Raw genomic sequence first — 23,392 nt, forward strand, 5'->3', positions numbered from 1 at the left:
GGGCTCAAGCGCGACCGATCGCTTCCGCGGTGAGTTTCGCGGCGCGCTCCGCCGTACGCCGGGCGGCGGGGGTGACGGCGGGGCCGTCCAGCTGGTGGTACCGGACCTCGCCGATCATGTTGCCGACGCGGAACCAGACCGTGCTGGTGGTGGATTTCTGGAAGGCGTTCGACACGTCCTGCGCGAAGCCCTCGGCGCCGGCGCCGGGTACGTCCCGGACCCCGGACGTCGTCTCGTGGAACGCGGTCCCCTTGACGGACGCCTGAACGGAACGGCGGGAGGCGAGGGAGAGCTGGGCGGCCTCCCCGCTGTGCTCGGTCCGGAGCAGCAGGGTGACGCTGCGCCAGACGATCCCGTCCTGGCGGAACCGCCACTCGCACTCGCCGTCCGCCGCCGAGGTTTCGGTGGGGCCGCCGAGAAGCTCGGTCGCCTGGGCGTCCGTGAGCAGGGCGCACGGGTCGGGCACCGTGGCGAAAGGAGCCGCGCCGCTCGTGCTCCCTGCTGAAGAGGCGTCCGGCCGCAGGGCGAGCCAGCCCGCCGTGCCGGTGGCGGCCAGGGCGACGAGCACGGTGGACGCGATCAGCAGCGGCCTCCGCTTGGCGGGACGCGCCCTACCGCGCCGCGAGGGCGCGGTGGGCAGGGTGCCCGACACCGGTGACGACGGGTCGGCCGGCACGGAGAGCACACCGGCCGTGGGATGCGCGGCCGGTGCGGGGGCGGGGTCGTACGCGGCGACCGCGCGCAAGGCCTCCCGGATCGCGTCCGGGGAGGGACGGGCCGCCGGGTCCTTGGCCAGCATGGCGAGCAGGAGCGGGCCGAGCACGGGCCCCGCCCGCTCGGGCGCCGGTGCCTGACGCAGCAGGATCGCGGCGGTCACGGCGGCGGCCAGTTCACGCGCGAATGGAGCGCGCCCCTCGACCGCCGTATAGAGCGTGGCGCCCAGCGACCACAGGTCGGACGCGGGTGTCGCGGCGCCGCCGGAAAGCCGTTCCGGCGCCGCGTACCCGGGAGAACCCGCCGTGGTGAGCCAGGCGGCCGTCTCCCGGCCGGCGTCGGGGGCGGATCCGGACGTGTCGCCGGTGGCGGCCGGTAGGGCGATGCCGAAGTCGGCGAGCAGGGCCTGGCCGTGCTCGTCGAGCAGGACGTTGGCGGGCTTGACGTCTTGGTGCAGGAGCCCCTGGGCGTGCGCGGCCGAAAGGGCGCCGAGGAGGCGGAGCCCGATCTCGGCGACCCGGCGCGCGGGCAGCGGCCCGCCGTTCTTGATCACATGGTCCAGCGAGCGGCCGCGGATCAGATCCATCACGATCCACGGCCGGTCCCGGTCGACGACGACGTCGTGGATGACCACGATGGCCGGATGGCTGAGCCTGGCGGCGGAACGGGCCTCCTGGATCGCCCGCCCCCCGAAGGCGCGCCTGGCCTCGCCGGTGAGTTCGGGTGGCACGCGGATGTCCTTGACCGCGACGTCGCGGTGCAGCATCTCGTCCCTGGCGCGCCAGACGGTGCCCGCACCGCCTTCGCCGAGGGTTTCGAGCAGGCGGTATCGACCGGCCAGCAGCACGCTGCTCATCCCTTCGTGCGCAGCGCGGCGTCGCCCATGCGGGCGACGGAGAGCGCCGCGCTGCGGATGTCGTCGTCGGTGGGGGTGGTCGAGAGCGTCGAGTAGGCGGCCTCGACCACGAGGTCGCCCAGCCGGAAGAGCACCACGCCGCCGAACGTGTGGCCCTGCGCCGTCGTGAACTCGTAGGCGAGCGCCTCGTCTCCCACGCCCTTGACGGGCCGGGGAGCGGTCTGCACGAACGCGATCGGGCGTGTCTGCCCGATCTCCTTCCACTTCCAGTCGCCCTTGAGCCCCTTGGCGTACTTCTTGGCGAGGCTCTCGTACAGCAGGCTGGAGGACTCCTCGGTCATGGCCCAGGGGTCGGGCGTGTCGGAGTCCTTCTTCGGGATGAGGCTGATCCCCTCGCCCCTGACCGCCCACTCGCAGCCCGCCCCGGAGACCGCGCCCTTCGGCGCCGGCGCCGTACGGACGACCTCGTGGACCTGCTCGGAGGTGAGGAGCGCGCAGAAGTCGACGGGACGCGTGAACGACGGTGCCTTCTGCGCGCTGCCGTCCGGAAGCACGACGAACGCCACGGTCGCGGCCACCGCCGCGACCAGGGCCACGACCGCGCCCCCCAGGAGCATGCGCCGTCTCGTGGCCGGGGGATCGGCGGTTCCCGGCGCGTTCGGCACGGCCGGGTGGGTGGGGCCGGTACGCGGTCCGTGCGGGGCGCCCGGGAAGGCGACGTCAACGGCGGCGTTCGGCATGCCCGGAGCGGCGGCCCACGGGTCGTGCGGGCCGGGCTGGTGGACGACGTTGTGCGGGTTGGAGTGGTCGGCGACGCCCACCGGATGGCCCGGCCCTCCCGCGCCCTGCCAGACGGGGTAGCCGGTGGCGCCCGCGAACGGCGCGCCGCCCTGGCCGCTCTGCGGCCCCGGATAGCCAGGCCCGGGGGCGACCGGCCCCGGCGGGATCGGCTCGTTGTACGGCCCGAAGGACGCGGGCGGGATCGGCGCCGGAGCGGCCGGGACGGGCGACAGCGTGGGGGAGCGGCCCTCGGAGATGTCGATGAGCAGCCGGAGCGCGGTCGCGGTGTCCGGCCGAGCCGCGGGGTCGCGGTCCATCATCCACATCAGCAGCGGCCCCAGGGCGCCCGCGCGGCGCGGAGGCGGGGGAGTCCTGTTGGCCAGCGTGGCATGGATCCGCTCGACGGGTCCGCCGTCGTACGCGGGGGCGCCCTCGGTCGCGAGATACAGGCTCGCGCCGAGGGACCACAGGTCGGAGGCAGGTCCGCCGGTGGCGCCGTCGAGCCGCTCGGGAGAGATGAAGCCGGGTGACCCGATCGTGGTGTCGGCCGCGGTCAGCGTGACCTGACCCTCCAGCCGGGCGATGCCGAAATCGGTCAGCATCGTACGTCCGTCCTCGTTGAGGAAGACGTTCGCCGGTTTGACGTCCCGGTGCTGGATGCCGTGCGCGTGCGCCTCCCGGAGGGCGTCGAGCACCTCCGCGCCCACGCGGGCGGCCCGCTCCGGGGGCAGCGGCCCCCGTTCCTTGACCTCGTCGGCGAGCGTACGGCCGCGCAGCAGCTCCATGATGATCCATGGCCGCCGGTCTTCGACCAGCACGTCGTGCAGGCTGACGATGCCGGGGTGCCGGACCCGCGCGGCGGCCCGCGCCTCGCGTACGGCGCGTTCGACGGTGTGGGCGCGCTCCGCCTCGTCGAGGCCGTCCGGCAGGCGGAGCTCCTTGATCGCGACTTCGCGTTGGAGCATCTCGTCCCAGGCCAGCCAGACCGTGCCCATCCCGCCACTGCCAAGTTGACGGCGCAGGAGGTAACGAGAGGCGAGTCGTCCCCCAGAGGACTCGGGCATATCGGGAGGATAGTGGATCGAGCCTATGTGGACGCTGGGGTAGTCGTGACTGAAGAAATCCTGTTATCTCCGATGCGTGGTCAGCGGTGGCCGCTGAGCACGACGAGGCGGTGCCCGCCCAGGCGTGCGGACAGCGCGTCCAGGAACTCCGCCGTCAGCGGTGGCCGGTTCCAGAATCGCACCGCGACGTGCGCGAACGCCCACGGCTCCTCGATGTGCCACTCGGACAGCGGCCTGTGCTCGCCGCAACTTCGGCAGGTCCGTTCCGGCCGCCGCCCGGATGGCCAGTCGTAGATGGGGAGGACGAACTCGTCCCACTCAGACGCGGCGACCCTGTCCGCGCGCAGGACCGTCCGGTCCCCGCACCCGGGACAGGTGACCGACTCGCCCTTCTCCGGAGAGCAGATCATCCGTCCACTGTGGAACGCCACCCCCGACGGCCGATGGCCCGGCCCGTCCGCGTCGCGCCAGAGATGCACTCCCTTGGCCTCGAAGCGGAAGCCGGCGACATCGGGAGAGACCATCCCGGCGGAGACCAGCCACTCCCGCACCGACCCGACGAGATCTCCGCTTTCCGCCTCGGTGGCCTCGACGTCGGCCACCCACTGGTATCCGTGTTCCGTCGGTAGCGCGACGCCGCAGGTCATGAAGCGCTCCAGCGCGAACGAGTCGTCGTACGGCGCCAGCTCCAGGGCCCGGTCGAAGTCCGCGAGCGCCTCCTCCCGACGCCCCAGTGACCGGTACGTCACACCCCGATGCCCGAGGGCCCAGGTGTTGTCGGGGTCGAGTTGGATGGCGCGGTCGAAGTCCGCGAGCGCCTCTTCCCGACGCCCCAGAGATTGATAGGTGAGGCCTCGGTGCCCGAGGTTCCAGGTGTTGTCGGGGTCGAGTTGGATGGCGCGGTCGAAGTCCGCGAGCGCGTCGTCATATCTGCCGAGGTGCTGGTATATGTCCGCTCTGTTGGCGATGGCCCATTCGTAGTCGGGTTTGAGACGGATCGCCTCGGTGAAGTCGGTGAGCGCCTCATCGTGGCGTCCGAGCGCCTGGTATGTGAGGCCCCGATACGTGAGGTCCCAGGGGTCATCGGGGTCGAGTTGGATCGCGCGGTTGAAATCGGTGAGTGCGTTGTGGTGCCGGCCGAGCAGTCGGTACGTATTGGCTCTGTTGCCGATGGCCCATGCGTTATCGGGGCGTAGGCGGATCGCCTCGTCGAAGTCGGTGAGTGCGTCGTCGTATCGGCGGAGTCGCCGGTATGTCTCGGCTCTGTTGGCGATGGCCCATTCGTAGTCGGGTTTGAGGCGGATGGCTGCGGTGAGGTCCGCGAGTGCCTCTTCATGGCGTCCGAGCGCCTGGTATGTGAGGCCCCGATACGTGAGGTCCCAGGGGTCATCGGGGTCGAGTTGGATGGCGCGGTTGAAGTCGGCGAGTGTCTCCTCATGGCGTCCGAGCGCGTGGTAGGTCATCCCTCGATGTCTGAGGTTCCAGGTGTCCTCGGGTTCGAGCTGGATGGCGCGGTTGAAGTCGACGAGCGCGTCGTCATATCTGCCGAGGTGCCGGTACGCGTTCGCTCTGTTGGCGATGGCCCATTCGTAGTCGGGTTTGAGGCGGATGGCCGCGGTGAGGTCCGCGAGTGCCTCTTCGCGGCGTTCGAGCTTGAGGTAGGTCATCCCTCGCTGAGCGAAACTCCAGGCGTCATCGGGGTCGAGTTCGACGGCGCGGCTGTAGTCCGCCACCGCCTCGTCGTGACGTCTCAGCGCGTTGTAGGTCATGCCGCGGCGTATCAGGAGCCAGGTTTCGTCGGGTTCGAGGCAGATCGCACGGGTCAGGTCGGCCAGTGCGTCCTCGTATCGCTCCGCGAGCCGGTACGTATCGCCTCGTCCGGCTATCGCGCGTTTGAGGGCGGGGTCCAAGGTGATGGCCCGGGTGAAATCGTGCAGGGCCTCGTTGTAGCGTTCCGCGTTCCTGAGCAGCACCCCTCTGTGCTGGTAGGCGTGTGCTCTCCCGTCGTCGGGAAACGCGGGGTGCCGGAGTGCCGTGTCCAGAAATCCGACGAGGTCGCCTGTCTCGGCCACGCTGCGCTGCAGGACGCGGGCGAGCCTGACGAGCCTGTCGGCGTCGGCGTCGCGCCCCGCGGCGGCGATCGTCTCCGCCCATCCACGCGCCGTCGCCATGTTCTCCATCGTGGCGCGGATCACCCTGGGCAGGACCTCGGGGAGGCCGCTGGCCGGGTCGGCGCACAGCAAGTGGTAGGACTCCTCCCGCAGACGACCCTCCCAGTCGCGGTCCGCCCAGCCGCTTTTGCCCGAGAGCCCCATCCCGGTACGGCGTTCGCGATAGAACTCCGCGAGCCTGCGGTGGGACTGCTCCCAGCGCTGCCGCGACCTGCCCCGGGCGAGCCGGATCATCGGCTCACGGACGACGTCGTGGTATTGGCAGCGGCCGCTCGTACTGGAGACGAAGCTCTGCGCGTGCAGCCAGCCGTACAGCTCGGCGGGGTCGGCCCCGTCGTCGACGAGCACGGCGACCACGTCCTGGTCGAGCCGGCGCGGCAGCGCCGCGGCGAGCGCGAAGTCGCGCTTCTCCTGGTCCTGCTCCCATTGCAGGAACCGGTCCACCAGGCCGCCCGAGGGGTCCTTCACCGCGTCGGGTGCGCTCGGCCGCTGCTCGGCCAGCATCGCCACGCCCAGCGGCAGGCCGCCGGAGACGGCGCGGATGACGTCGATCACCGTCTCGTCGGTCACCGACTTCTGCGCGAGGAGCTGCCGCACCTCGACCTCGGTGAATGCGACGAGCGGCAGGTCGGCGACCACCCCGAGGTACGGTGCCCAGCGGTGCGGGTCGAGAGGGCGGCGTCCGGCCACGGTGACGATCATCTCCAGCGGGGCGTCACCGTACCGGCCGTCCAGGATCGCCCGCAGCCAGTCGTCCAGGTAGACGCCCGTCCGCTCGTACGTGTCGAAGAAGAGGGCAAGGGGTTTGTCCGCGTCTCGCAGGCCCTCAAGGAAGGCGGGGGTGAGCTCGTCCACCGGGGACGCCACGAGCCGGGCGTCGTCACGCTTGCGCAGCCGGTCCACGGCAGCCGCGCGGAGGTGGTTGACCTGGTCGGGGTCGATGGCCTTGCCGATCAGATTGCCGCCGGGGACGAACGTCTCGACCGCACCCGTCGTGATCTTGGTCGCCGCCTTGGTCAGCGTGGCGGCCACGCCGTCCTCGGAGCCGAGATCGGTCTCGTGCCGGCGCTTGCGGTACGTCTCAAGCTCGCGCGAGAACCGCTTCAGCTTGACGCCCTGCTGGTCGAGGTGGGCGGCGATTCCCTCCATGACCTCGACGACGCCGAACGCGTTCTCGTCGACGCCAGCGATCAGGCGGCCCCGCTCCCGCGCGACGTCCTTGAGCCGGCCGATCAGGAAGCTCTTGCCCATCCCGCCGTCGCCGTGGATCGAGAACAGCAGGCGGCGGCGCTCGTCCTCGACCGGCAGGTCGAGGTTGTCGCGGAAGAAGGCCAGCTCGCCCTCCCTGCCGACGAAACCGGCCTGCTGCCGGCGGCGCACGAGATCCTGGAGTGAGCGAGGGGGGTTCGCCATGCTCCCAATCACAGCGCCTGCCGGCGGCGGCCGCAACGCATCTGACAGCATTCGGTGAAGAGGGTCTGACGCCAATGGTCCGGCGTCGGTGATGCCGGGCGGGCAGGCGGTGAGACAGCGTCAGGTGAAGAGGGCGCGCCCCCAGTAGTCACCGGCGTCCGTCACGCCGGGCGGGCAGGCGAACAGCCCGCTGGAGACGTGCTTGATGTACTCGTTGAGCGCGTCCTTGGCGGCCAGCTCCCGCTGGATCGGGACGAACTGCTTGTGCGGGTCCCGCTGGTACGCCATGAAGAACAGCCCGGCGTCGAGACGGCCCAGGCCGTCGGAGCCGTCCACGTAGTTGTAGCCGCGCCGCAGCAGGTGGGCGCCGCCGTGGACGGAGGGGTGGGCCAGCCGCACGTGGGCGTTGTCGGCGATCACCGGCTCCCCGTCGGGGCCGTTCTTGGCGAGGTCGGGCTCGTCGAACTCCTTCGCGCCGGTCAGCGGGGCCCCCTCGCCCTTGTCGCGGCCGAAGATGACCTCCTGCTCCGACAGCGGCGCGCGGTCCCAGGTCTCGATGTGCATCCGGATCTTGCGCGTGACGAGGTAGCTGCCGGCGTCCATCCACCCCTGGCCGTCCCCCGCCGCCGCCCAGAGCTGCTCGCGCAGGAGCTGGGTGTCCTCCAGCTTGAGGTTGGCGGTGCCGTCCTTGAAGCCCATCAGGTTGCGCGGGGTCGCCTGGGCCCGCGAGGTCGAGGACGTACGGCCGAAGCCGAGCTGGGAGTAGCGCACCGACACCTTGCCGAACCCGATCCTGGCCAGGTTGCGGATCGCGTGCACCGCCACCTGCGGGTCGTGCGCGCACGCCTGCACGCAGATGTCGCCGCCGGAGATCTCCGGCACGAGGTCGTCGCCGCGGAACGCGGGCAGGTCGGCCAGGGCGGCCGGCTTCCGGTCGGCCAGGCCGAATCGCTTGTCGAACAGCGATGCGCCGAAGCCGATCGTCAGGGTCAGCCCGGAGGCGGGCAGCCCGAGGGCCTCACCGGTGTCGTCCGGCGGCGCCTCACGGTCGCCGCCGACCGCGCCGAACGTCCCGGCCTCCTTGCCCTGCGTCATCCGCGCGGCGGCAGACGTCCAGTCCTGGAGCAGCTCGACCAGCTCGGCGCGCTTGTCCGTCGTCACGTCGAAGGCGACGAAGTGCAGCCGGTCCTGGGCCGGGGTGACGATCCCGGCCTGGTGGGCGCCGTAGAACGACACCGGCGCGGACGTCGTCGCCGCGTACGCGGGGGCGGGCGAGCCGGTGACCAGGGCGCGGCTCGCGACCGCGCCCGCGCCGACGGCGGCGACGCCCGCCGCGCCGAGCCCGAAGAGCCTCCTGCGGCTGATGTTCATTGCCTGCTCCGTCCCGGTACGGCTGCCGCGGTCACTTGCTCACCGTGGAGGCGATCCGGCTGATCGGCTCGGAGAGCGCGTTGATCACGTCGGACAGCTTCTTCAGGTCGTCCTTGGACAGGTCGGTGTGCAGCTTCCAGCCGTCGCCGGAGCGGTGCGCCTCCAGGGCGGCCTCGGCGGCGGCGAACTTCTCGTCGAGGGTCTTCACCAGCGCGGGGTCGCGCTCCTCCAGCACAGGGCGCAGCGCCTGCACCGCGGCCTTGGACCCCTCGAGGTTGGCGTCGAAGTCCCACAGGTCGGTGTGCGCGTAGCGGTTCTCCTCGCCGGTGATCTTGCCGGTGGCGACCTCGTCGAGCAGGCCCTTGGCGCCGTTGCCGAGCAGGAGCGGGGAGATCGTCGCCTCGTTGGCCTTCTCGACGATGGTCTTGATGTCGGCCATCAGCTTGTCGGCGATCGGACCGTCCTCGCTGACGTCCTTCTTCACCCACAGGTCCTTCTCGAGGCGGTGGAAGCCGGTCCACTCCTCGCCCTTCTCGACGTCGTTCTCGCGGGCGTCGATCGCCGGGTCGAGGTCGCCGAAGATCTCGGCCACCGGCTCGATGCGCTCCCAGTACGTACGCGCGACGGGGTAGAGCTGCTTCGCCTTGTCGATGTCGCCGGCCTTGACGGCGTCCACGAACTCCTGGGTCTTGGTGAGCAGCGTCTCGCTCTGGGTCTTGATGTAGCGCTTGTAGCTGGCGGTGGCCTCGGAGAGCTTGGCGTCGTCGCTCAGCGGCTTGTGGTCGCCGGTCACCTTCAGCGGGTTCCTGATGCCCTTGCCCACCATGCCCGGCTTGCACGCCGCCTCGTACGTGCCGGCGGGCAGCTCGACCATGACCTCGCGGGTGAGGCCGGGCACGATGTTCTCCACCTCGCCCATCACGCGGTCGCCGCCCGCGTAGACGTAGAACTCGGTCACCTTGCTGCCGTTGTTGGTGATCGAGAAGGTCGAGGTGCCCGCGGGCAGCTCCGTCGCGCCGACCTTGCACTCGGTGTCGCTGGCCGCCACGGTGATCTTCCCCGGCGTGCCGGCGCCGCCGGCGGCGGTCGTGTCGGCCGTGCCGGAGCAGGCGGCGGCGAGTAGGCCGAGGACGGCCACGGCGACGGCGGCGGGGGTGCGCATGCGGAGGACTCCAGTTCTGGGAAAGCTCGATGGGGACGTCGGGGAGGCGGGGAGCCCGCGCTCAGGAGGCGGGCACGGTCGGCGCGTCACCAGCCGGTACGGCGGGGCCACGCGTCGCCTTCGGACGGCCCGACGGCCGCAGGAAGAGGATGAGGACCGGAACGGCGTAGGCCACCCACGCCAGGGTCTCCACCACGGTGGGCTGGGCCGTGATGTTGAACATGCCGCTCAACAGCGCGGAGTACCAGGCGCCCGGGTCGAGCACGCCGCTGATGTCGAAGGCGTAGGTGCTCAGGCCGGGGACGATGCCCGCCTCCTGGAGGTCGTGCACGCCGTACTTGAAGATGCCCGCGGCGACCAGGATCAGCAGCAGGCCGGTCCAGGTGAAGAACGTGGTGAGGTTGATCCGCAGCGCGCTCTTGTAGAGGCCCCAGCCCAGCGCCACGGAGGTGAGCAGCCCGAGGGAGATGCCGACCAGCGGGCTCGCGGTGGCCGAGGCACCCTGCGCGGCGGCGAACCACAGGAGGGCCGTCTCCAGCCCCTCCCTGGCCACCGCGAGGAACGCCATGACGACGACCGCGGTGGCGCCCAGCTCCAGCGCGTGGCCGAGCTTCTCGCGCAGCTCGCCGGACATCCGCCGCGCCGCCGTGCGCATCCAGAAGATCATGAACGTCACGAACACGGTCGCGGCGAGTGAGGTGATGGCGTCGAACAGCTCCTGCTGCGTCTGGTTCAGGTGCGCGGCGGTGAACGTGAGGAGCGCACCGAACCCGACCGAGAGGAGGACGGCGCCGGCAACGCCCGCCCACACGAGCGGGAGACGGTCGCGGCGGTCGCTCTTCACGAGGAAGGCGACGAGGATGGAGACCACGAGGGTGGCTTCCAGGCCCTCTCTGAGGCCGATGAGGTAGCTCGCGAACACTGTGCCGCTCCTGCGAGATCGAGTAAGGCGACCCTTATTTAGGCCAGCGTTACCTTACCCGTCCGCCGGCTACCTCAGCCAGAGGGGTAGCTAAATGTCGCTTCAGTGACGTTCGCCACTTTCCGCCCCAAGCCGGGCACGCCGAGCGGCGGCGAGGCGAACGTCCGCAGGGGCGGACTTCCGTGGGGGCGGCCCGCCGAAGCCGTTCACCGGGCCTTGAGCGCGCGGTGGACCGCCTCGAGGAGCGTGGCGGCCCTCCGGTCCGGCACGCCTTCCTGGATGCGGTTCATGACATAGCCGAAGGCGAGGCCGTTCGCCGGGTCGGCGAAGCCGAGCGACCCGCCGTAGCCGGGAAACCCGAAGGCGGTCGGGCTGTACCAGAACGCGTCGGGGGTCGGCAGACCGAAGCCGGTGCCGATCCGGACGGGCACCCGCAGGACGCGGTCGATTCCACTGACCTGTTCCGCGGTCGCCGCGGCCAGGGTCTCGGGCGTGAGAACGCGATGCCCGTCGACCTCGCCGATGAGCGCGGCGTAGAAGCCGGCCAGCGCGCGGGCCGTGCAGATGCCGTTGGTCGCCGGCATCTCGGCGGACTGCTCGCCGGGGTCGTCGTGGTTGAGCGGCGGCGTGACGACGCCCATCGAGCGTCTGGTCAGCGACGTGGGATCGGCGTAGGCCCGCATCACCTCGCGTGCGGGTTCGGGAAGGGCGTCCAGGTCGATCCGGGAGAGTGCGTCCAGGTCGATCGGGTCGGCGACGATCCGGCTGACCCGATGGTGCTCGGTCTTCGGCAGCCCGATCCACAGGTCCAGGCCGAGCGGCGTGGCGATCTCGTCGGCGAGGAATGTGCCGATACTGCGGCCGGTCACCCGGCGGACGACCTCCCCGACCAGCCAGCCGTACGTGTGCGCGTGGTAACCGTGGTCCGTGCCCGGCTCCCAGAAGGGGCGCTGGGCGGCCAGCGCGGTCACCATGGGATGCCAGGCGATCGCCTCCGCCGGTGTGATCGGGTGGTCGAGCGCGGGCAGTCCGGCCTGGTGGGTGAGCAGCCAGCGGACCGGGACGTGCTCCTTCCCGTTCGCGGCGAACTCCGGCCAGTACTCGGCGACTGGCGCGTCGAGGTCCAGCTCGCCCCGCTGGGCCAGCAAGTGCGCGCAGGCGGCGGTGACGCCCTTGGTGGTGGAGAACACGACCTGCAGGGTGTCGCGCTGCCAGGGGTGGCCGGTTTCGGGGTCGGCGACTCCGCCCCATAGGTCGACGACCTTCGTGCCGTGCAGGTAGACGGCGACCGCCGCGCCCACCTCCTGGTCTCCGGCCAGATTGGCCGCGAACGCGTCACGCACTCCTTCGAATCCCGGTGCGGTGTTTCCGCCGATTTCGGGCATGCGGCATCGCCTTCCGTGCATGGGGTGTGTCGCCGGAAAACGCTAGCTACGCCAGCTCTCGATGAGCCAGGCGCAGATCTCCGGCTCGGTCATCTCCGGAAACTCGTCGGTGAACGTGGCAAGCGCGCGGATCGCCTCGTCCCGGGTGAAGCCGCGTGCGGACGCCGCCTTGAGATACTCCTGACGCGCGGCGGAGGGGCGGCCGCCGCCCGCGCCGCGGCCCGGCAGGCCGTCGCGCCACCGCACGATCTCTTCCAGTCGATCAGCCCGCCAGCCGGGAGCTCCGTCGACCTCGACGTCGGGCTCGGGAAACGGGTGACTCGAACCGCTCGGATAGCGGGAGCGCCACTTGTGCACCGCGTGCCGGCTCACTCCCAGCGCCTCGCCGATGCCGAGAACGCCGAGGAAATGCTCGGTCATGGTGCACCAACTTGTCTGTCCGGCCTCCTCTGGGGGTCCCATTACTACCACGCTCGGCGCGGAGTCCCGCTTGCGCGAGACGTTGAACATCGTCTCCGGTAGAGACAACATTAGGGGAGGCGTAAAACATCGTCAACGATGAAGACGAAGTTTTTTCGGGAGCTCAGGGGGATCGAGGGAGCGGAGCGGAAGGGAGCGGGGACCGCAGCGTTGGCCCGGCGAAGCGGGCTTCACGACTACCTAAATAGGGCACAAAATAGAGGTAGATCGGACAAACGACCGACCTACCGGAGGCCCAACGTGCAGATCTCCAAGATCCAGGTACAGCGCATCGACGGCCCGCGCGTGCTGGCCGACTACACCCGCAAGTCCCAGGACCGCGACGGCACCGAGCACGGCATTGGCTCCCAGCACCTCGAAAACCAGGACTTCGCCGACGATCAAGAGTTAGGAGAGATCACCCGCACCTACAGCGACAACGACATCAGCGCTCGCGACGAAGACGCCTACCGGCCCGATTACGAGCGCCTGTTAGTCGATATGTCCAACGGCCAAGTTGGCAAGCTGATCATCTGGGATGCCACCCGGTTGCATCGACGCGTGGACCAAGCGCACGCCTTCGTCCGGCACGCCCTCACCTACGACGTGCGCGTGTACTCCCGTGCCCGAGGCGGTGAGTACAACTTCCGGACAGCGGCCGGGCGTGCGGACTTCATCCGTGACACCGTCAACGCCGAGCAGGAATCCGACCTTAAGGGCGAGCGGGTAGCCGTCGCGCGTAAGCGCCAGGCCCGAAACGGCGACTACGGCGGCGGCGTCCGCCCTTTTGGGTGGGGCGTGGACACTGGCCGTGTTCGGTCGGTGTGCATCAACCCCAAGGCCCCCACGATGGAGCGCCGGTATGAGGACCGGCCGGTACTGGACATGAACCAGCACAACCCGGAGGAAGCCGAGGAGATCAGGTCGTGGAAAAGCGATCTGTTAGCCGGGGTCCCGATGAACCAGGTCCTTAGGTCGCTGGCCGAGCGTGGAGTGTTGACCGTCAGCCAGAAGGACGGGCGAAAGCTTCGCCGTAACGGCAAGATCCTCCAGCCGCAGGGGTGGGGCAGGAAGACGATTCAGCAGATCCTCATCCACCCGCGCACGGCCGGACACCAGGTCTACCGAGGCGAGATCATCCGCAAGAACGCGCTACCCGCGATCATCACCGAGGACGAGCGGCAAGCGTTGATCGCGATGTTTGCCGACCCCAAGCGGCGTACCGGGCCAGGCAACACCCCGAAATGGCTCGTCAGCCGGATCATGCAGTGCCCCGTCTGCGACGACGGACCGACCATGACCGTCCGGTACAACTCCCAGGGGATCGCTGTCTACCGGTGTGTCATGGGCGGACATTGCAGCACACCCGCCGAAGAAACTGACCGATGGGTCGAGACCGTCATGATCGAACGACTGTCACGACCAGACCTGGCCGACCTGTTGCCCCAGCGCGCGACGGTAGACGTGGCCGCCCTACGCGCTGAAGTGATCGCGATCGAGGCCCGCAAGAAGAACGCCGGGAAGATGTACGCGCGTGGCGGCATCGATGAGGAGACCTTCCAGGACACATGCGAAGAGGCCGACCGCCTTATCGCCGAGATCAACGAGCAGTTGAAGGCCGCCGCCGGGGAAAGCCCGCTCGCCGTGTTCATCACCAGCGACGACACCGCCGCCACATGGGCCGGTCTGAGCCGAGGCCGTAAGAGGGAGATCATCACCCTGCTTGCCACCGTGACCGCCGTCCCGATCGGCCGAGGCCGCCGCAAGACGCGCCCGCCGATCAACGAGCGAGTGATCATCGACCCCATACCGGTCCGCGCCGCCGCCGCGTGACACTCGCCCCGAGAACGCCACTACCCCCGCCGTATCTCCACCCGGCGGGGGTAGTGGCGCTACTGCCCTACGCGGCCCGCCCGGACAGCAGCAGCCCGAGCCGGTTCCGCTCCCGCGCGCCCAGCTCCGGCCAGTCAGCCACCAGAGCCCGAGCAGCCGCCCTCAGACGCGCACTCTCGGTTTCCTGATCTTGACGGGACTTCTCAACGTCCCCCGTGCTGTGCCGTGATCTGTCGGTGCGTTCGTGCCGTTCCCCCTGCTCACACCCCACGGTCGCCGCTTTCTGTGCCTCCTTCTCTTGCCATCCCGCCCACCCGACCCGGGGGTCCCGCCGTGGCAGCCGCCGCACCGACCACCCTCGCCGCCCCCAAGCGGTCTTTCATCGGTGCCTACGGCACGCCCCGCCAAGCGCGCCCCACCATCGATGACGGCTGATCACAGCGGCGCATGATCCGTCCAATGCCGGATCAGCCTCCCCCGACGCCACATCCACCGCTTCACCGCGCCGCCCTCCGTCTCGCGGGCCACCCACACATCTCGATGCACCGGGAGCCCCACCGATTTTTCCGCCGCCAGCTCCCTGACCTCCCACCAGGTCATGACGACCTCTTGCCTGTTCGCCCGCCTCCCGCTCTGGGTCAACACGTAGCGGTGACGGCGAGCGATCGGCGCGCCCGACTCCGTCCGCTCCACATCCGCCCACCCGTCCTCCCCCCGCGCATGCAGCCAGACCAGCACCGGGACCGCCAGCAGCAGGACAAACACCAAAACCAAGCCGACATCCACCGCGTGACCCCTTCCGACCGCTACCGACGCCCTACCGTCCCGCCGACCCGGCGTCCGTCCAGTGGCGGAGGAGCACCCGCCTGCGCCACACCCACCGCTTGATCCCGTCGCCGTCCTCGCGAGACACATACACATCCCGCCGCATCGACCTTCTGGCCGCCAGCTCCTTCACCTCCGCCCACGACATGTAGACGACCTGCGCGTTATCCGGATTGGTGCCGATCAGGTAGCGGTGCTTCATGGTGGGCGGAGCATCGTGGATCGGAAAGCGCGGCTCCGGCCTGCGCCGCCCCATCCTCGGACGAGGCTGCCGCCAGTGATCATCTTCCGCGTCGCCCCACTTGCGGTCCCGCCGGTCCCGAATCCACATCTCGAACGGGATGACCATCCCGAGCACCACGACGAGGACGAGTCCGAACCCAAGCGCCTCACTGACCATGTGTCCCTCCTGACGCCTCTGATTGCCGATCTGTGCGGTACCGCAGCCCTCACCGCTTGCGGCGCTTGTTGTCGCGGATATAGAGGCATCCCAGATAAGTCGTCAGCGAGACCACCATCAGTAGAAGAAGACCTCCGATGCCCATGGGCCACCTCCTGTAGCTCCGGTTACCGAGCCGACGCTCCCTGACTCCGCGCCGCCTGTGCTTCTTCTGTCGCGGCGATCACATCACCATCTGATCCCTCCACACCCGGCCGCGCTAGCGATTCCGTACAAAAGGGGCCTTCCGCCGCGCCCTCCCGGTGCCTGCGCTTCCTGCCGCTCCGCCACCGGCCTCAACCGCTACGCGGCCCCTTTGGGGTGCTTTGCATTGACGCCGGCCGCTGCGCTCCCCGTTGTCGAAAGACAGCCGACCCTGCGCCGTCCCGACCATCAGCCCGCGCCCGGTGGTGACTCATCGCCCGCTCTGGCCTGTTGCTCTCGCAGGAGCCGCCGCCGCTGCTGCGCTCTCGCCACTTCGCGCAGCGTCCGCATCGCCCGCGACCCCAGATCCGGATCACCGTCCGGGATCGGCGACCACTCGAACCGGCCCGGCTCACTGGCCGTCGGCTCATCGGCGATGCCGAGCATTTCCAGCACCCAGGCCCGCCGGTCCCGCTTGTGCTCGCCAAGGGTCTTGTTCGACCACTTCCGCGAGACCAGCACCCGGCGGCCGGAGTAGCCCAGATGCTCCGGCTTGTGCGCCTTCCTCCGGCACCGGCCCGGCACCATCCCCGGCGTCGCGTCCTTGGGCTGCACCCCATACCGCAGCCAGTTCGGGCACTCCGGACAGCACGGCTCCCACCGCAACGCCTCCACCAGCCGGGCAGCGTGCGCCCGCCGCGCCACCTCATCCGGTCCGACCTGGCCGCCGAGACTCTTGGTCAGATACTTCGCCAGGTAGCGGACGCACTGGTCAGCATCCTTACTGCCAGCGAGCACGCCCTTCACGTCAGCCTGCGTCCCGAACCGCAGCACGTGAACCGGCTCCGCGTCCTCCGCCCCGTCCAGCTCGTCAAGGGCATCCGCCCACGTCGGCAGCACCTCACCCGAGACCGGATCGACGTAATCCCCGTCCTGCCCGTCCGCGTACGCCCCGCCGTCCGCTCGCCCAGGACGTGCGGCCCAGACCGGCAGGTGGTCACCCTCGTACACCACCTGATCAGCCGCAGGCCACCACACCTGGTGATACGTCGCCGCGACGATCTGTCTGATCTCCGCACGCGGCAGCGTCCCCCGCGCCGCCATATGCACGTGAGGCGCAAGCCGCTTTTGCGGCTCCACCGTCGCGAAGTACTGAACATCGAACCCCGCCACCCGGCGGAGGTTCTGCACGAACCGATCCACCAGCTTGGAGAAGTGCAACGCGTCCCGAGCCGCCCGCCGGTAGTCATACGTGCCCGGATCGACCGGCACCCCATCCCGCACCCGCCCGTACGACGGCAACGTAAGAGCCTGTTAGCGATCGGTTTGGGTGGGTTGGCGTGTCGGCTCTGGAGACAGAAGAGGGCTTCTGATAGTCGAGGGAGTGTCTAGATCACTCGCCCACCAGAAGCCCTTGGATGACTGTCTACCGGTTTCCTGGCGTCAGCGCCAGTTGTGTTGTGCCCGGTTGCCTGTGCCGGGATCGGATCCGGTCGTACCCGTCGGATCTGACCGATGAGCAGTGGCAGGTGCTGCGGCCGGAGGCCGAGGCGGTGATGGCCAGGTTACGCAAGGGCCCAGGCGGTGCACCGACACGTCATGATCTACGGGCGATGCTGGACGCGATCGGCTATGTGACCAGGTACGGGATCGAGTGGCGGGCTATGCCGGTGGACTTCCCGCCATGGCCGGCGGTGTACGCGTTTTTCGAACGCTGGTCCGCCCGGGGGATGCCGCACAGCTTGGTGGATCGGCTGCGCGGCCGGATCCGGGTCGCGGCCGGCCGCAAGGAGGCGCCGACCGCGGCGGTGATCGATGCGCAGAGCGTGAAGGCGGCCGAGACCGTCGGCTCGGCCGCCTGCGGGTACGACGGCGGCAAGAAGATCAAGGGACAGAAGCGGCATATCGCGGTCGACACCCTCGGCCTGCTGATCTGTGTGATCAGCACCGCGGCCTCAGTGCAGGACCGTGACGGTGCCGCTCCGCTGCTGGCCCGGCTGCGGGAGAAGTTCTCCACCATCGGCCTGGTGTGGGCTGACGGCGGCTACGCCGGACGGCTGGTCACCTGGGCCAAGCAAGTCCTGGCCTGCACCATCGAGATCGTCAAGCGCAATGACGACATGAAGGGGTTCGTCGTGCTGCCCCGCCGGTGGGTGGTGGAGAGGTCCTTCGCCTTGCTGATGCGCTACCGCCGTCTGGTCCGCTGCTATGAACGAAAACCGGAGCATCACGAAGCCATGGTGCTGTGGGCCACCGTCCACCACATGACCCGCCGCCTCACCCGTGACCTGGCAGGACTGCCAGCCCACGGCCGCTGGAGCGACCCTCCACCGCTGCCGGCGCCGACCAGCCCCGACCGGCGCGGCAAGGTCCTCGAACTCCTGGCTGCCCAGCCCTGGCGGGCATGGAAGGGCACCGAGCTGGCCGCCATCCTCGGGATCGACAACGTCAACAGCTTCCGCGTCCAGCTGTCCCAATGGTCACGCCAAGGCCACATCAACAAGATCGGCCCTGCCCTCTACGGACCCGCACTTAAGCATCTGTGAACAGGCTCTAAGCTTGATCTTTAACCTCACCCGTCGGTCGGCTGGGCGAGATGGCGGCGGCCTTTGGCGTTCGCCGGACAGCAGAGCGGCCCTGGCGTGATCATGTGCGTTGCTGAAGCACCCATGATCACCAACCAAGGCCGTAAGGATGAGTTTGCTAGACGATCCCGCCCGCGTCGAGTCGCTGACCGTGTTGTCCCGGTTCCGAACCGACCTGTATGACTGCTTGACCGCTCGGGCAGACGCGCTGTTCGAGCTCACCGACGCACTGCTGTGCGCCGACGGCGCGGTCAGATCTCTAGTCGATCTGACACTGACGCCCGAACACCGGCGCGGGCACGGCGCCCTCTACGACGGGCTGAACTGCGGCCGGATCGAGGAGAACCGGCTGCGTGCCGTCCTGACCGACCTGCCGATCCCCAAGACCGTCGACGGTCGGATCGTACTGGTCGTGGATGTCAGCCCCTGGCTGCGCTCAGACGCACCGACCAGCGCGGAACGCCTGTTCTGCCACGTCTACGGCCGCGGCAAGAATCAGGCCCAGCTGATCCCGGGCTGGCCGTACTCCTTCGTCGCGGCGCTGGAACCGGGCCGCACCTCCTGGACCGCAGTCCTGGACGCGGTCCGCCTGGGGCCGACGGACGACGCCACAGCGGTGACCGCCGACCAACTCCGCGCGGTCGTCGGACGTCTCGTCTCAGCTGGACACTGGCAGGCCGGCGACCCGGACATCCTGATCGTCATGGATGCCGGCTACGACGTCACCCGGCTCGCGTTCGTCCTGGCCGACCTGCCCGTCGAGGTGCTCGGACGGATCCGCTCCGACCGCATCCTGCGGCTGCCCAAGCCCTCCCGGCTGCCTGGCGCCATCGGCCGCCCGCCCAAACACGGCCCCGAGTTCGCCCTGGACAAACCCGCCACGTGGCCCGAACCTCAGCACACCACGACCACCGACACGACCCGCTACGGCACGGCGCGTTCCAGTAGTTGGGACCGGCTCCACCCCCGCCTCACCCACCGGACCAGTTGGCTCGACCACGAGGGCGAACTCCCGATCATCGAGGGCACCTTGATCCGGCTGCAGGTGGAGCATCTTCCCGGGGACCGTGACCCCAAGCCGGTGTGGTTGTGGTCCTCGGCCACCGGCATCACCGCCGCCGACGTCGACCACCGCTGGCAGGCGTTCCTGCGCAGATTCGATATCGAGCACACCTTCCGGCTGTTCAAACAGACCATGGGATGGACCGCCCCGAAGATACGCGACCCCGCAGCGGCCGACCGCTGGACCTGGCTGGTCATCGCCGCCTACACCCAGCTACGCCTCGCCCGCCCCCTCGCCGTCGACCTGCGCCGCCCTTGGGAGAAGCCCGTCGCGCCAGGACGGTTGACGCCCGCCCGGGTCCGGCGCGGGTTCCGGAACATCCGCGCGAACACCGCACTGCCCGCCAGCGCGCCGAAACCTAGCAAGCCCGGCCCCGGCCGGCCGCCAGGCTCCAAGAACCGCAGACCGGCACCCCATCACGACGTCGGAAAGACCAGCAAACGAGACCTCACCATGACCGCCCGACAACAGCGCACAGGTTAAAGATCAAGCTAAGAGTGATGAACATCGACGGCCGGAACGTCTTCCCCTCCGGAGTCATGAACGTCCGCCCCAATGTCGTGTCCGACATCGCCCGCCGGGGCAGATCGGGGGTGTCCTGCCGCCGCCGCGTCGAACGCGTGCGCCGCTCACCCACCCCCGCACCGTCCAGGACGTTGCCCCGCACCCCCGATGCGGAGATCTCCGCGTCAACGTCGGCGATCGTGGCATCCCAGAACGCCACGTCCCCGCCCTCCGCGATCCCCTCGCGTTCGGCCCGCTCCCGCTGCTCTTGCGCGTAGGCCCGCCACCCGATCAGCCACTTTTGATGTTCCGATGGCGGGTCCGGCTCCGCCACCGGCTCAGACTCCAGATGCCAGCCCTCCCGGCACTGCACCATCCGAAGCTGACGACTCCGCCGCGCGCACGGCTTACACGCGCTTTCCAAGGTCGCCCCGCAAGGGATCTCCACCACCCGACTCGCGCCGGTCTGCGTGTCAACAACCCGCATCGCGATCGACCGGGTACACACCCCGTTCTCTTCGGCCACCAGCTCGGCGACATCCCGCGCCAGCGGCAACCGCGCCCGCTCCGCCCGCGACAGCGAGTCCGTCACACACTCTCCCTTCGCCGTGCCCCCCGGCCCTGGTCATCGCTCTGCCGCTTGCCGCTCTGGTCGTCGTCGCTAGCAGCCGTGATCTCCGCGTCCATGAGAAGCGCCGACTGCCCGCACTCCCGGCACTCGACGATGCCCCGGCCGTGATCGGCCCACAGGTGATCCCGCGCACCGCAGACCACACAGCGCAGCCCGGACAGATGCTCATGCAAGGTCATCGACCACCACCGAACGCCGGGTCTACCGCGTTCTCACCCGCGTAGCTGTCTTCGCAGCCGCTCCAGTCCAGCCAGGCAGAACGGCCGCACGTCTGGCATTCGATGACCTCGCGGTCGGCCCACAGATCCACCGCCCCGCACCCCGCGCACGCCAGCTCCGCCAGGTGCTCACGCGTCGCCATACGCCGCCGCCTCCCAGCCCCACCCGTCCGCGCCGTCGTAGCCGTCCCCGAAGCCCTCGCCGTCCTCGCCGCCGAGCACCGTCCGGTACCCGCAGGCCCGGCACTCCACAACCCCCCGCACCGCGTCGTGCCACAGCTCTCCGTCCGCCTCGCACTCAGCGCAGGCCAGCCCCTCCAGAACCCTGGCGAGGATCACGAAACCTCCATCGCGTAGATGACCATCTGCCTGATGTCCGCGTCCGACACGTACGCGGCCCGCACCCGAACCGGATCCGGCGCGTTTTCGAGCCGCACGAACGCCACCCCCGCCCCGACCGACGGGTCAGCCGGATCACGGACGATCTGATCCGCCAGCGCGCCCCGATCCCGCGCGCCGTCGCCGAGAACCATGTCCACCTGGTCCGGCTCGTCCAGCCGCAGCGCTACCCGATCCGGGAACAGGTTCCGGATCGACAGCACGTCTTTGCGCGGGTCCTGCAACGCCGCCATCACCCCGACACCGACCGCCCGCCCCTGCGTGGTCAGCGTTGCCAGCGCCGCCATGGTCCGCTGCTTGAGACCCCGATCCGACTGGTAGGCGGTCAAGAACGCCACCTCATCGACGATCACCAGTAGAAACGGGTCCCGCACCGTGGGGACGTGATCACGCCGCACCCCGGCATACCGGTCCGCCCGTTCCTGCATCACCGCGACCGCGTGCTCCAGCAGCTCCGCGCAGTCCTCCGGCGTCGCCGCGTATGCGTTGAACACCGCCCGCCCGTACGACAGCTCCATCCGTTTGGGGTCCAGCGCCCACAGCTCCACCAGGCCCGCACGCTGCGCGGGCAGCAGCCCCCGCACCGCCGACCACAACCACGAGCCCTTACCCGCCCCCGTCGCGCCCGCGATCAGAACATGCGTGCCATGCACCCGCAGCCGGTACCGTGACCCGTCCTCACAGACGCCGATCTCCACCGGCCCCACGCTCGCCGTCGCAGGCATGGGACGCGCCCGCACCACACGCGCCAGAGGGTCACGGCGCGGCAGCGTCAGCACCACCCAGCCCGGCCGCAGAACCGACACCGCGCAGGACCCCGCCCCGAAGCCGTGCGCGATGTTCGCGAGCCGATCGGCCCACTCCTGATCCGTCTGCCCCCGCAGCATGCGCACCGTGACCCGGTCCGCCCACGGACCGCAAACCACCCGCCGCAGGTCAGGCAGGTACACCCGCCCGCCGATCTGACGGCCGAGCCCGGCCACCGCCATCACCGACCGCCACTTGCGCCGGTAGACCCACACCAACCGCCACCAGGCCAGCAGGCGCGCCCCCACCACGCGCAGGAACGAGGCAGGCCACAGCGCCGCCCACATCGACCCGGCCAGGCCCACCGCTACGACCTCGACCAGGGCCGCGCGCCAGCCCAGCCCCCATCCGAGCCCGGCCAGCGAGGCGACCCAGCCGCAGGCCACGGGATGCCGCACCACCGTTTTGACCAGCCCAGCCAGCAGCCGCCACAGCCAGACAACGATGGCGACGATCGCGGGCGTCTTGACCACCGTGGGCGCGAAGACGATCGAGGTGTCGGGAGTCGTCGAAACGACGTTCTGAACTTCCGTGCCCGGCAACTTGCGTAGCACGAAGAAAGTCACCCTCTCTGATGACGTGAGGAAGAAGAGAAGACGGATGCGCCGGGGACTCCTGAACGAACGTCAGCGGTCCCCGGCCACACCTCATGGCAGGGTTTCTCACCCGTGAATTGATCGCGTGCCCGTCGCACGCACCGGCCCTACCTGGCCGCGACTTATCCGGCGTCCTCCGCCGACCCCTTGCCGTGGCGAGCCTTACCGGCCCCAGCCACGGACACCGCGCGCATCCCGCGCGCCTTGAACGAGTACGCCAGCCGGTTTTGAGGGTTCACGTACGGCGTCACCGCAAGCGCCTCGAACTCCACCGGAACGAAGGGCAGGCCCGCCATCTCCGGCGGAGCCGCAGGGATCACCGGCTCAACCGGTGACAGGATCTTGACCGACACCGACTTGGCGGCGGCCTTGAGCGTCGGGTCCCCGTCCATCACAGGGACCGCCCACATCAGTTCGCCCGTCAGCTTGTCACGCGCAGGCACGGGACGATCTTTGGTGCTCGCCTCGAAATCGAGCACCGGCGAGACCTCCCCGACGACATAGCAGCCGTACGGGAAAGCCGTGGAGTGCTGAACAGGGATACCACCCTGTAAAGCCACCCGCAACCCCTCCTATCGGTCGAGTTGACTGATACCCGGCCAACGAGTAAGTGCCGCATAAGGTTCCGAAATCTCAGCAATAACACAAAGATTCTCAACTCGCTGTTAAGGGTGTCCGTAAATGATTCTCTGGATGCAACAGAAAGCCCGCCACTGTCGCCCACTTGGGCCGTCCCGGTTGGCCCGGCCAGCCAGCAAACATTGCCGAATTAATCTCATAAGAATCAAGGGCGGCGCTGCGCGCCGCCACCGCCCGGCCGCGTAGCGGCCAGCGGGCGGGCATGCGGCCTGGGGGCCGGTCCCGGCCCGCGCCACCGCGACCAGGCGGCACCAACACAGCCGCCCACCTTCAAGATCGACAAATAGCGCAGCCGCGGAACACGCTACCTCCACCAAGATGGCCATTCCGCTGCACCAGCTTCAACCGCAACACGGCAGCCCCTTCCGAACTCCTTCACGTTAGTCGCCAGAGGTTCTCTCCGTCGCATCAC

General features: G+C 69.5%; 20 protein-coding genes. 3 read left to right on the forward strand and 17 right to left on the reverse strand.

Annotated elements, in window-relative coordinates:
• Window positions 1-4: 4 nt before the first annotated feature.
• The 8 genes from ACQP1V_RS16030 to ACQP1V_RS16065 form a co-directional block, all read right to left on the reverse strand.
• Window positions 5-1,570, reverse strand: a complete 1,566-nt coding sequence (locus ACQP1V_RS16030) for a serine/threonine-protein kinase (RefSeq protein ID WP_433423552.1) — start codon at window positions 1,568-1,570, stop codon at window positions 5-7.
• The gene (locus ACQP1V_RS16035) at window positions 1,567-3,414 is read right to left on the reverse strand and encodes a serine/threonine-protein kinase (RefSeq protein ID WP_433423555.1); all 1,848 of its coding nucleotides are present in this window, start codon (window positions 3,412-3,414) and stop codon (window positions 1,567-1,569) included. The genes ACQP1V_RS16030 and ACQP1V_RS16035 overlap by 4 nt, the downstream gene beginning before the upstream one ends.
• Before the next feature lie 80 nt (window positions 3,415-3,494).
• Window positions 3,495-6,998, reverse strand: coding sequence for a tetratricopeptide repeat protein (locus ACQP1V_RS16040; RefSeq protein WP_433423558.1), 3,504 nt, complete (start codon window positions 6,996-6,998; stop codon window positions 3,495-3,497).
• A gap of 120 nt (window positions 6,999-7,118) precedes the next feature.
• Entirely contained in the window at window positions 7,119-8,369 is a 1,251-nt protein-coding gene (gene efeB, locus ACQP1V_RS16045) for an iron uptake transporter deferrochelatase/peroxidase subunit (protein WP_433423561.1), read from the reverse strand.
• 31 nt (window positions 8,370-8,400) lie between these two features.
• A complete protein-coding gene (efeO, locus tag ACQP1V_RS16050; RefSeq protein ID WP_433423564.1) occupies window positions 8,401-9,531 on the reverse strand; it encodes an iron uptake system protein EfeO in 1,131 nt (376 codons plus the stop codon).
• Between the two features lie 61 nt (window positions 9,532-9,592).
• A complete protein-coding gene (efeU, locus tag ACQP1V_RS16055; protein ID WP_433423567.1) occupies window positions 9,593-10,453 on the reverse strand; it encodes an iron uptake transporter permease EfeU in 861 nt (286 codons plus the stop codon).
• A gap of 206 nt (window positions 10,454-10,659) precedes the next feature.
• A complete protein-coding gene (locus ACQP1V_RS16060; protein WP_433423570.1) occupies window positions 10,660-11,838 on the reverse strand; it encodes a serine hydrolase domain-containing protein in 1,179 nt (392 codons plus the stop codon).
• A 42-nt stretch (window positions 11,839-11,880) separates the two neighbouring features.
• The gene (locus tag ACQP1V_RS16065) at window positions 11,881-12,258 is read right to left on the reverse strand and encodes a hypothetical protein (RefSeq protein WP_067132146.1); all 378 of its coding nucleotides are present in this window, start codon (window positions 12,256-12,258) and stop codon (window positions 11,881-11,883) included.
• 300 nt (window positions 12,259-12,558) lie between these two features.
• Here ACQP1V_RS16065 and ACQP1V_RS16070 point away from each other — a divergent pair, with 300 nt between their 5' ends.
• On the forward strand, window positions 12,559-14,130 hold the full coding sequence (locus ACQP1V_RS16070; RefSeq protein ID WP_433423573.1) for a recombinase family protein: 1,572 nt from the start codon (window positions 12,559-12,561) through the stop codon (window positions 14,128-14,130).
• 435 nt (window positions 14,131-14,565) lie between these two features.
• On the opposite strand, the gene ACQP1V_RS16075 is transcribed toward ACQP1V_RS16070, so the two are convergent.
• The 3 genes from ACQP1V_RS16075 to ACQP1V_RS16085 all read right to left on the reverse strand — a co-directional run bounded on the left by ACQP1V_RS16075 (window position 14,566) and on the right by ACQP1V_RS16085 (window position 16,840).
• Window positions 14,566-14,916: a hypothetical protein gene (locus tag ACQP1V_RS16075; RefSeq protein WP_433423576.1), complete on the reverse strand. Its 351-nt coding sequence runs from the start codon at window positions 14,914-14,916 to the stop codon at window positions 14,566-14,568.
• Window positions 14,917-14,947: 31 nt separating this feature from the next.
• Entirely contained in the window at window positions 14,948-15,355 is a 408-nt protein-coding gene (locus ACQP1V_RS16080) for a hypothetical protein (protein WP_433423579.1), read from the reverse strand.
• 432 nt (window positions 15,356-15,787) lie between these two features.
• The gene (locus ACQP1V_RS16085; protein WP_433423581.1) at window positions 15,788-16,840 is read right to left on the reverse strand and encodes a replication initiator; all 1,053 of its coding nucleotides are present in this window, start codon (window positions 16,838-16,840) and stop codon (window positions 15,788-15,790) included.
• 116 nt (window positions 16,841-16,956) lie between these two features.
• Between ACQP1V_RS16085 and ACQP1V_RS16090 the strand changes: the two genes are divergently transcribed.
• Both ACQP1V_RS16090 and ACQP1V_RS16095 read left to right on the forward strand, forming a co-directional pair.
• Window positions 16,957-18,084: an IS5 family transposase gene (locus ACQP1V_RS16090; protein ID WP_433412213.1), complete on the forward strand. Its 1,128-nt coding sequence runs from the start codon at window positions 16,957-16,959 to the stop codon at window positions 18,082-18,084.
• A 148-nt stretch (window positions 18,085-18,232) separates the two neighbouring features.
• On the forward strand, window positions 18,233-19,669 hold the full coding sequence (locus ACQP1V_RS16095) for an NF041680 family putative transposase (protein ID WP_433415262.1): 1,437 nt from the start codon (window positions 18,233-18,235) through the stop codon (window positions 19,667-19,669).
• On the opposite strand, the gene ACQP1V_RS16100 is transcribed toward ACQP1V_RS16095, so the two are convergent.
• The 6 genes from ACQP1V_RS16100 to ACQP1V_RS16125 all read right to left on the reverse strand — a co-directional run bounded on the left by ACQP1V_RS16100 (window position 19,635) and on the right by ACQP1V_RS16125 (window position 22,820).
• Complete coding sequence (locus ACQP1V_RS16100; protein ID WP_433423584.1) at window positions 19,635-20,282, reverse strand: replication initiator; 648 nt, start codon at window positions 20,280-20,282, stop codon at window positions 19,635-19,637. The genes ACQP1V_RS16095 and ACQP1V_RS16100 overlap by 35 nt on opposite strands.
• Window positions 20,279-20,500, reverse strand: coding sequence for a hypothetical protein (locus ACQP1V_RS16105; protein ID WP_433423587.1), 222 nt, complete (start codon window positions 20,498-20,500; stop codon window positions 20,279-20,281). The genes ACQP1V_RS16100 and ACQP1V_RS16105 overlap by 4 nt, the downstream gene beginning before the upstream one ends.
• Window positions 20,497-20,682 carry a hypothetical protein gene (locus tag ACQP1V_RS16110; RefSeq protein ID WP_433423589.1) on the reverse strand — a complete coding sequence of 62 codons (186 nt, stop codon included), beginning with the start codon at window positions 20,680-20,682 and terminating at the stop codon, window positions 20,497-20,499. The genes ACQP1V_RS16105 and ACQP1V_RS16110 overlap by 4 nt, the downstream gene beginning before the upstream one ends.
• Window positions 20,669-20,878 (reverse strand): hypothetical protein, encoded by a 210-nt coding sequence (locus ACQP1V_RS16115; RefSeq protein WP_433423592.1) that lies wholly within the window; start codon window positions 20,876-20,878, stop codon window positions 20,669-20,671. Before ACQP1V_RS16115 ends, ACQP1V_RS16110 begins: the two co-directional genes overlap by 14 nt.
• Window positions 20,875-22,299, reverse strand: coding sequence for an FtsK/SpoIIIE domain-containing protein (locus ACQP1V_RS16120; RefSeq protein WP_433423594.1), 1,425 nt, complete (start codon window positions 22,297-22,299; stop codon window positions 20,875-20,877). Before ACQP1V_RS16120 ends, ACQP1V_RS16115 begins: the two co-directional genes overlap by 4 nt.
• 164 nt (window positions 22,300-22,463) lie before the next feature.
• Window positions 22,464-22,820, reverse strand: a complete 357-nt coding sequence (locus ACQP1V_RS16125; protein WP_433423596.1) for a plasmid replication, integration and excision activator — start codon at window positions 22,818-22,820, stop codon at window positions 22,464-22,466.
• Between the last annotated feature and the right edge of the window lie 572 nt (window positions 22,821-23,392).

The organism is Microtetraspora malaysiensis (assembly GCF_050947145.1).
GTDB classification, from domain to species: domain Bacteria; phylum Actinomycetota; class Actinomycetes; order Streptosporangiales; family Streptosporangiaceae; genus Microtetraspora_A; species Microtetraspora_A malaysiensis.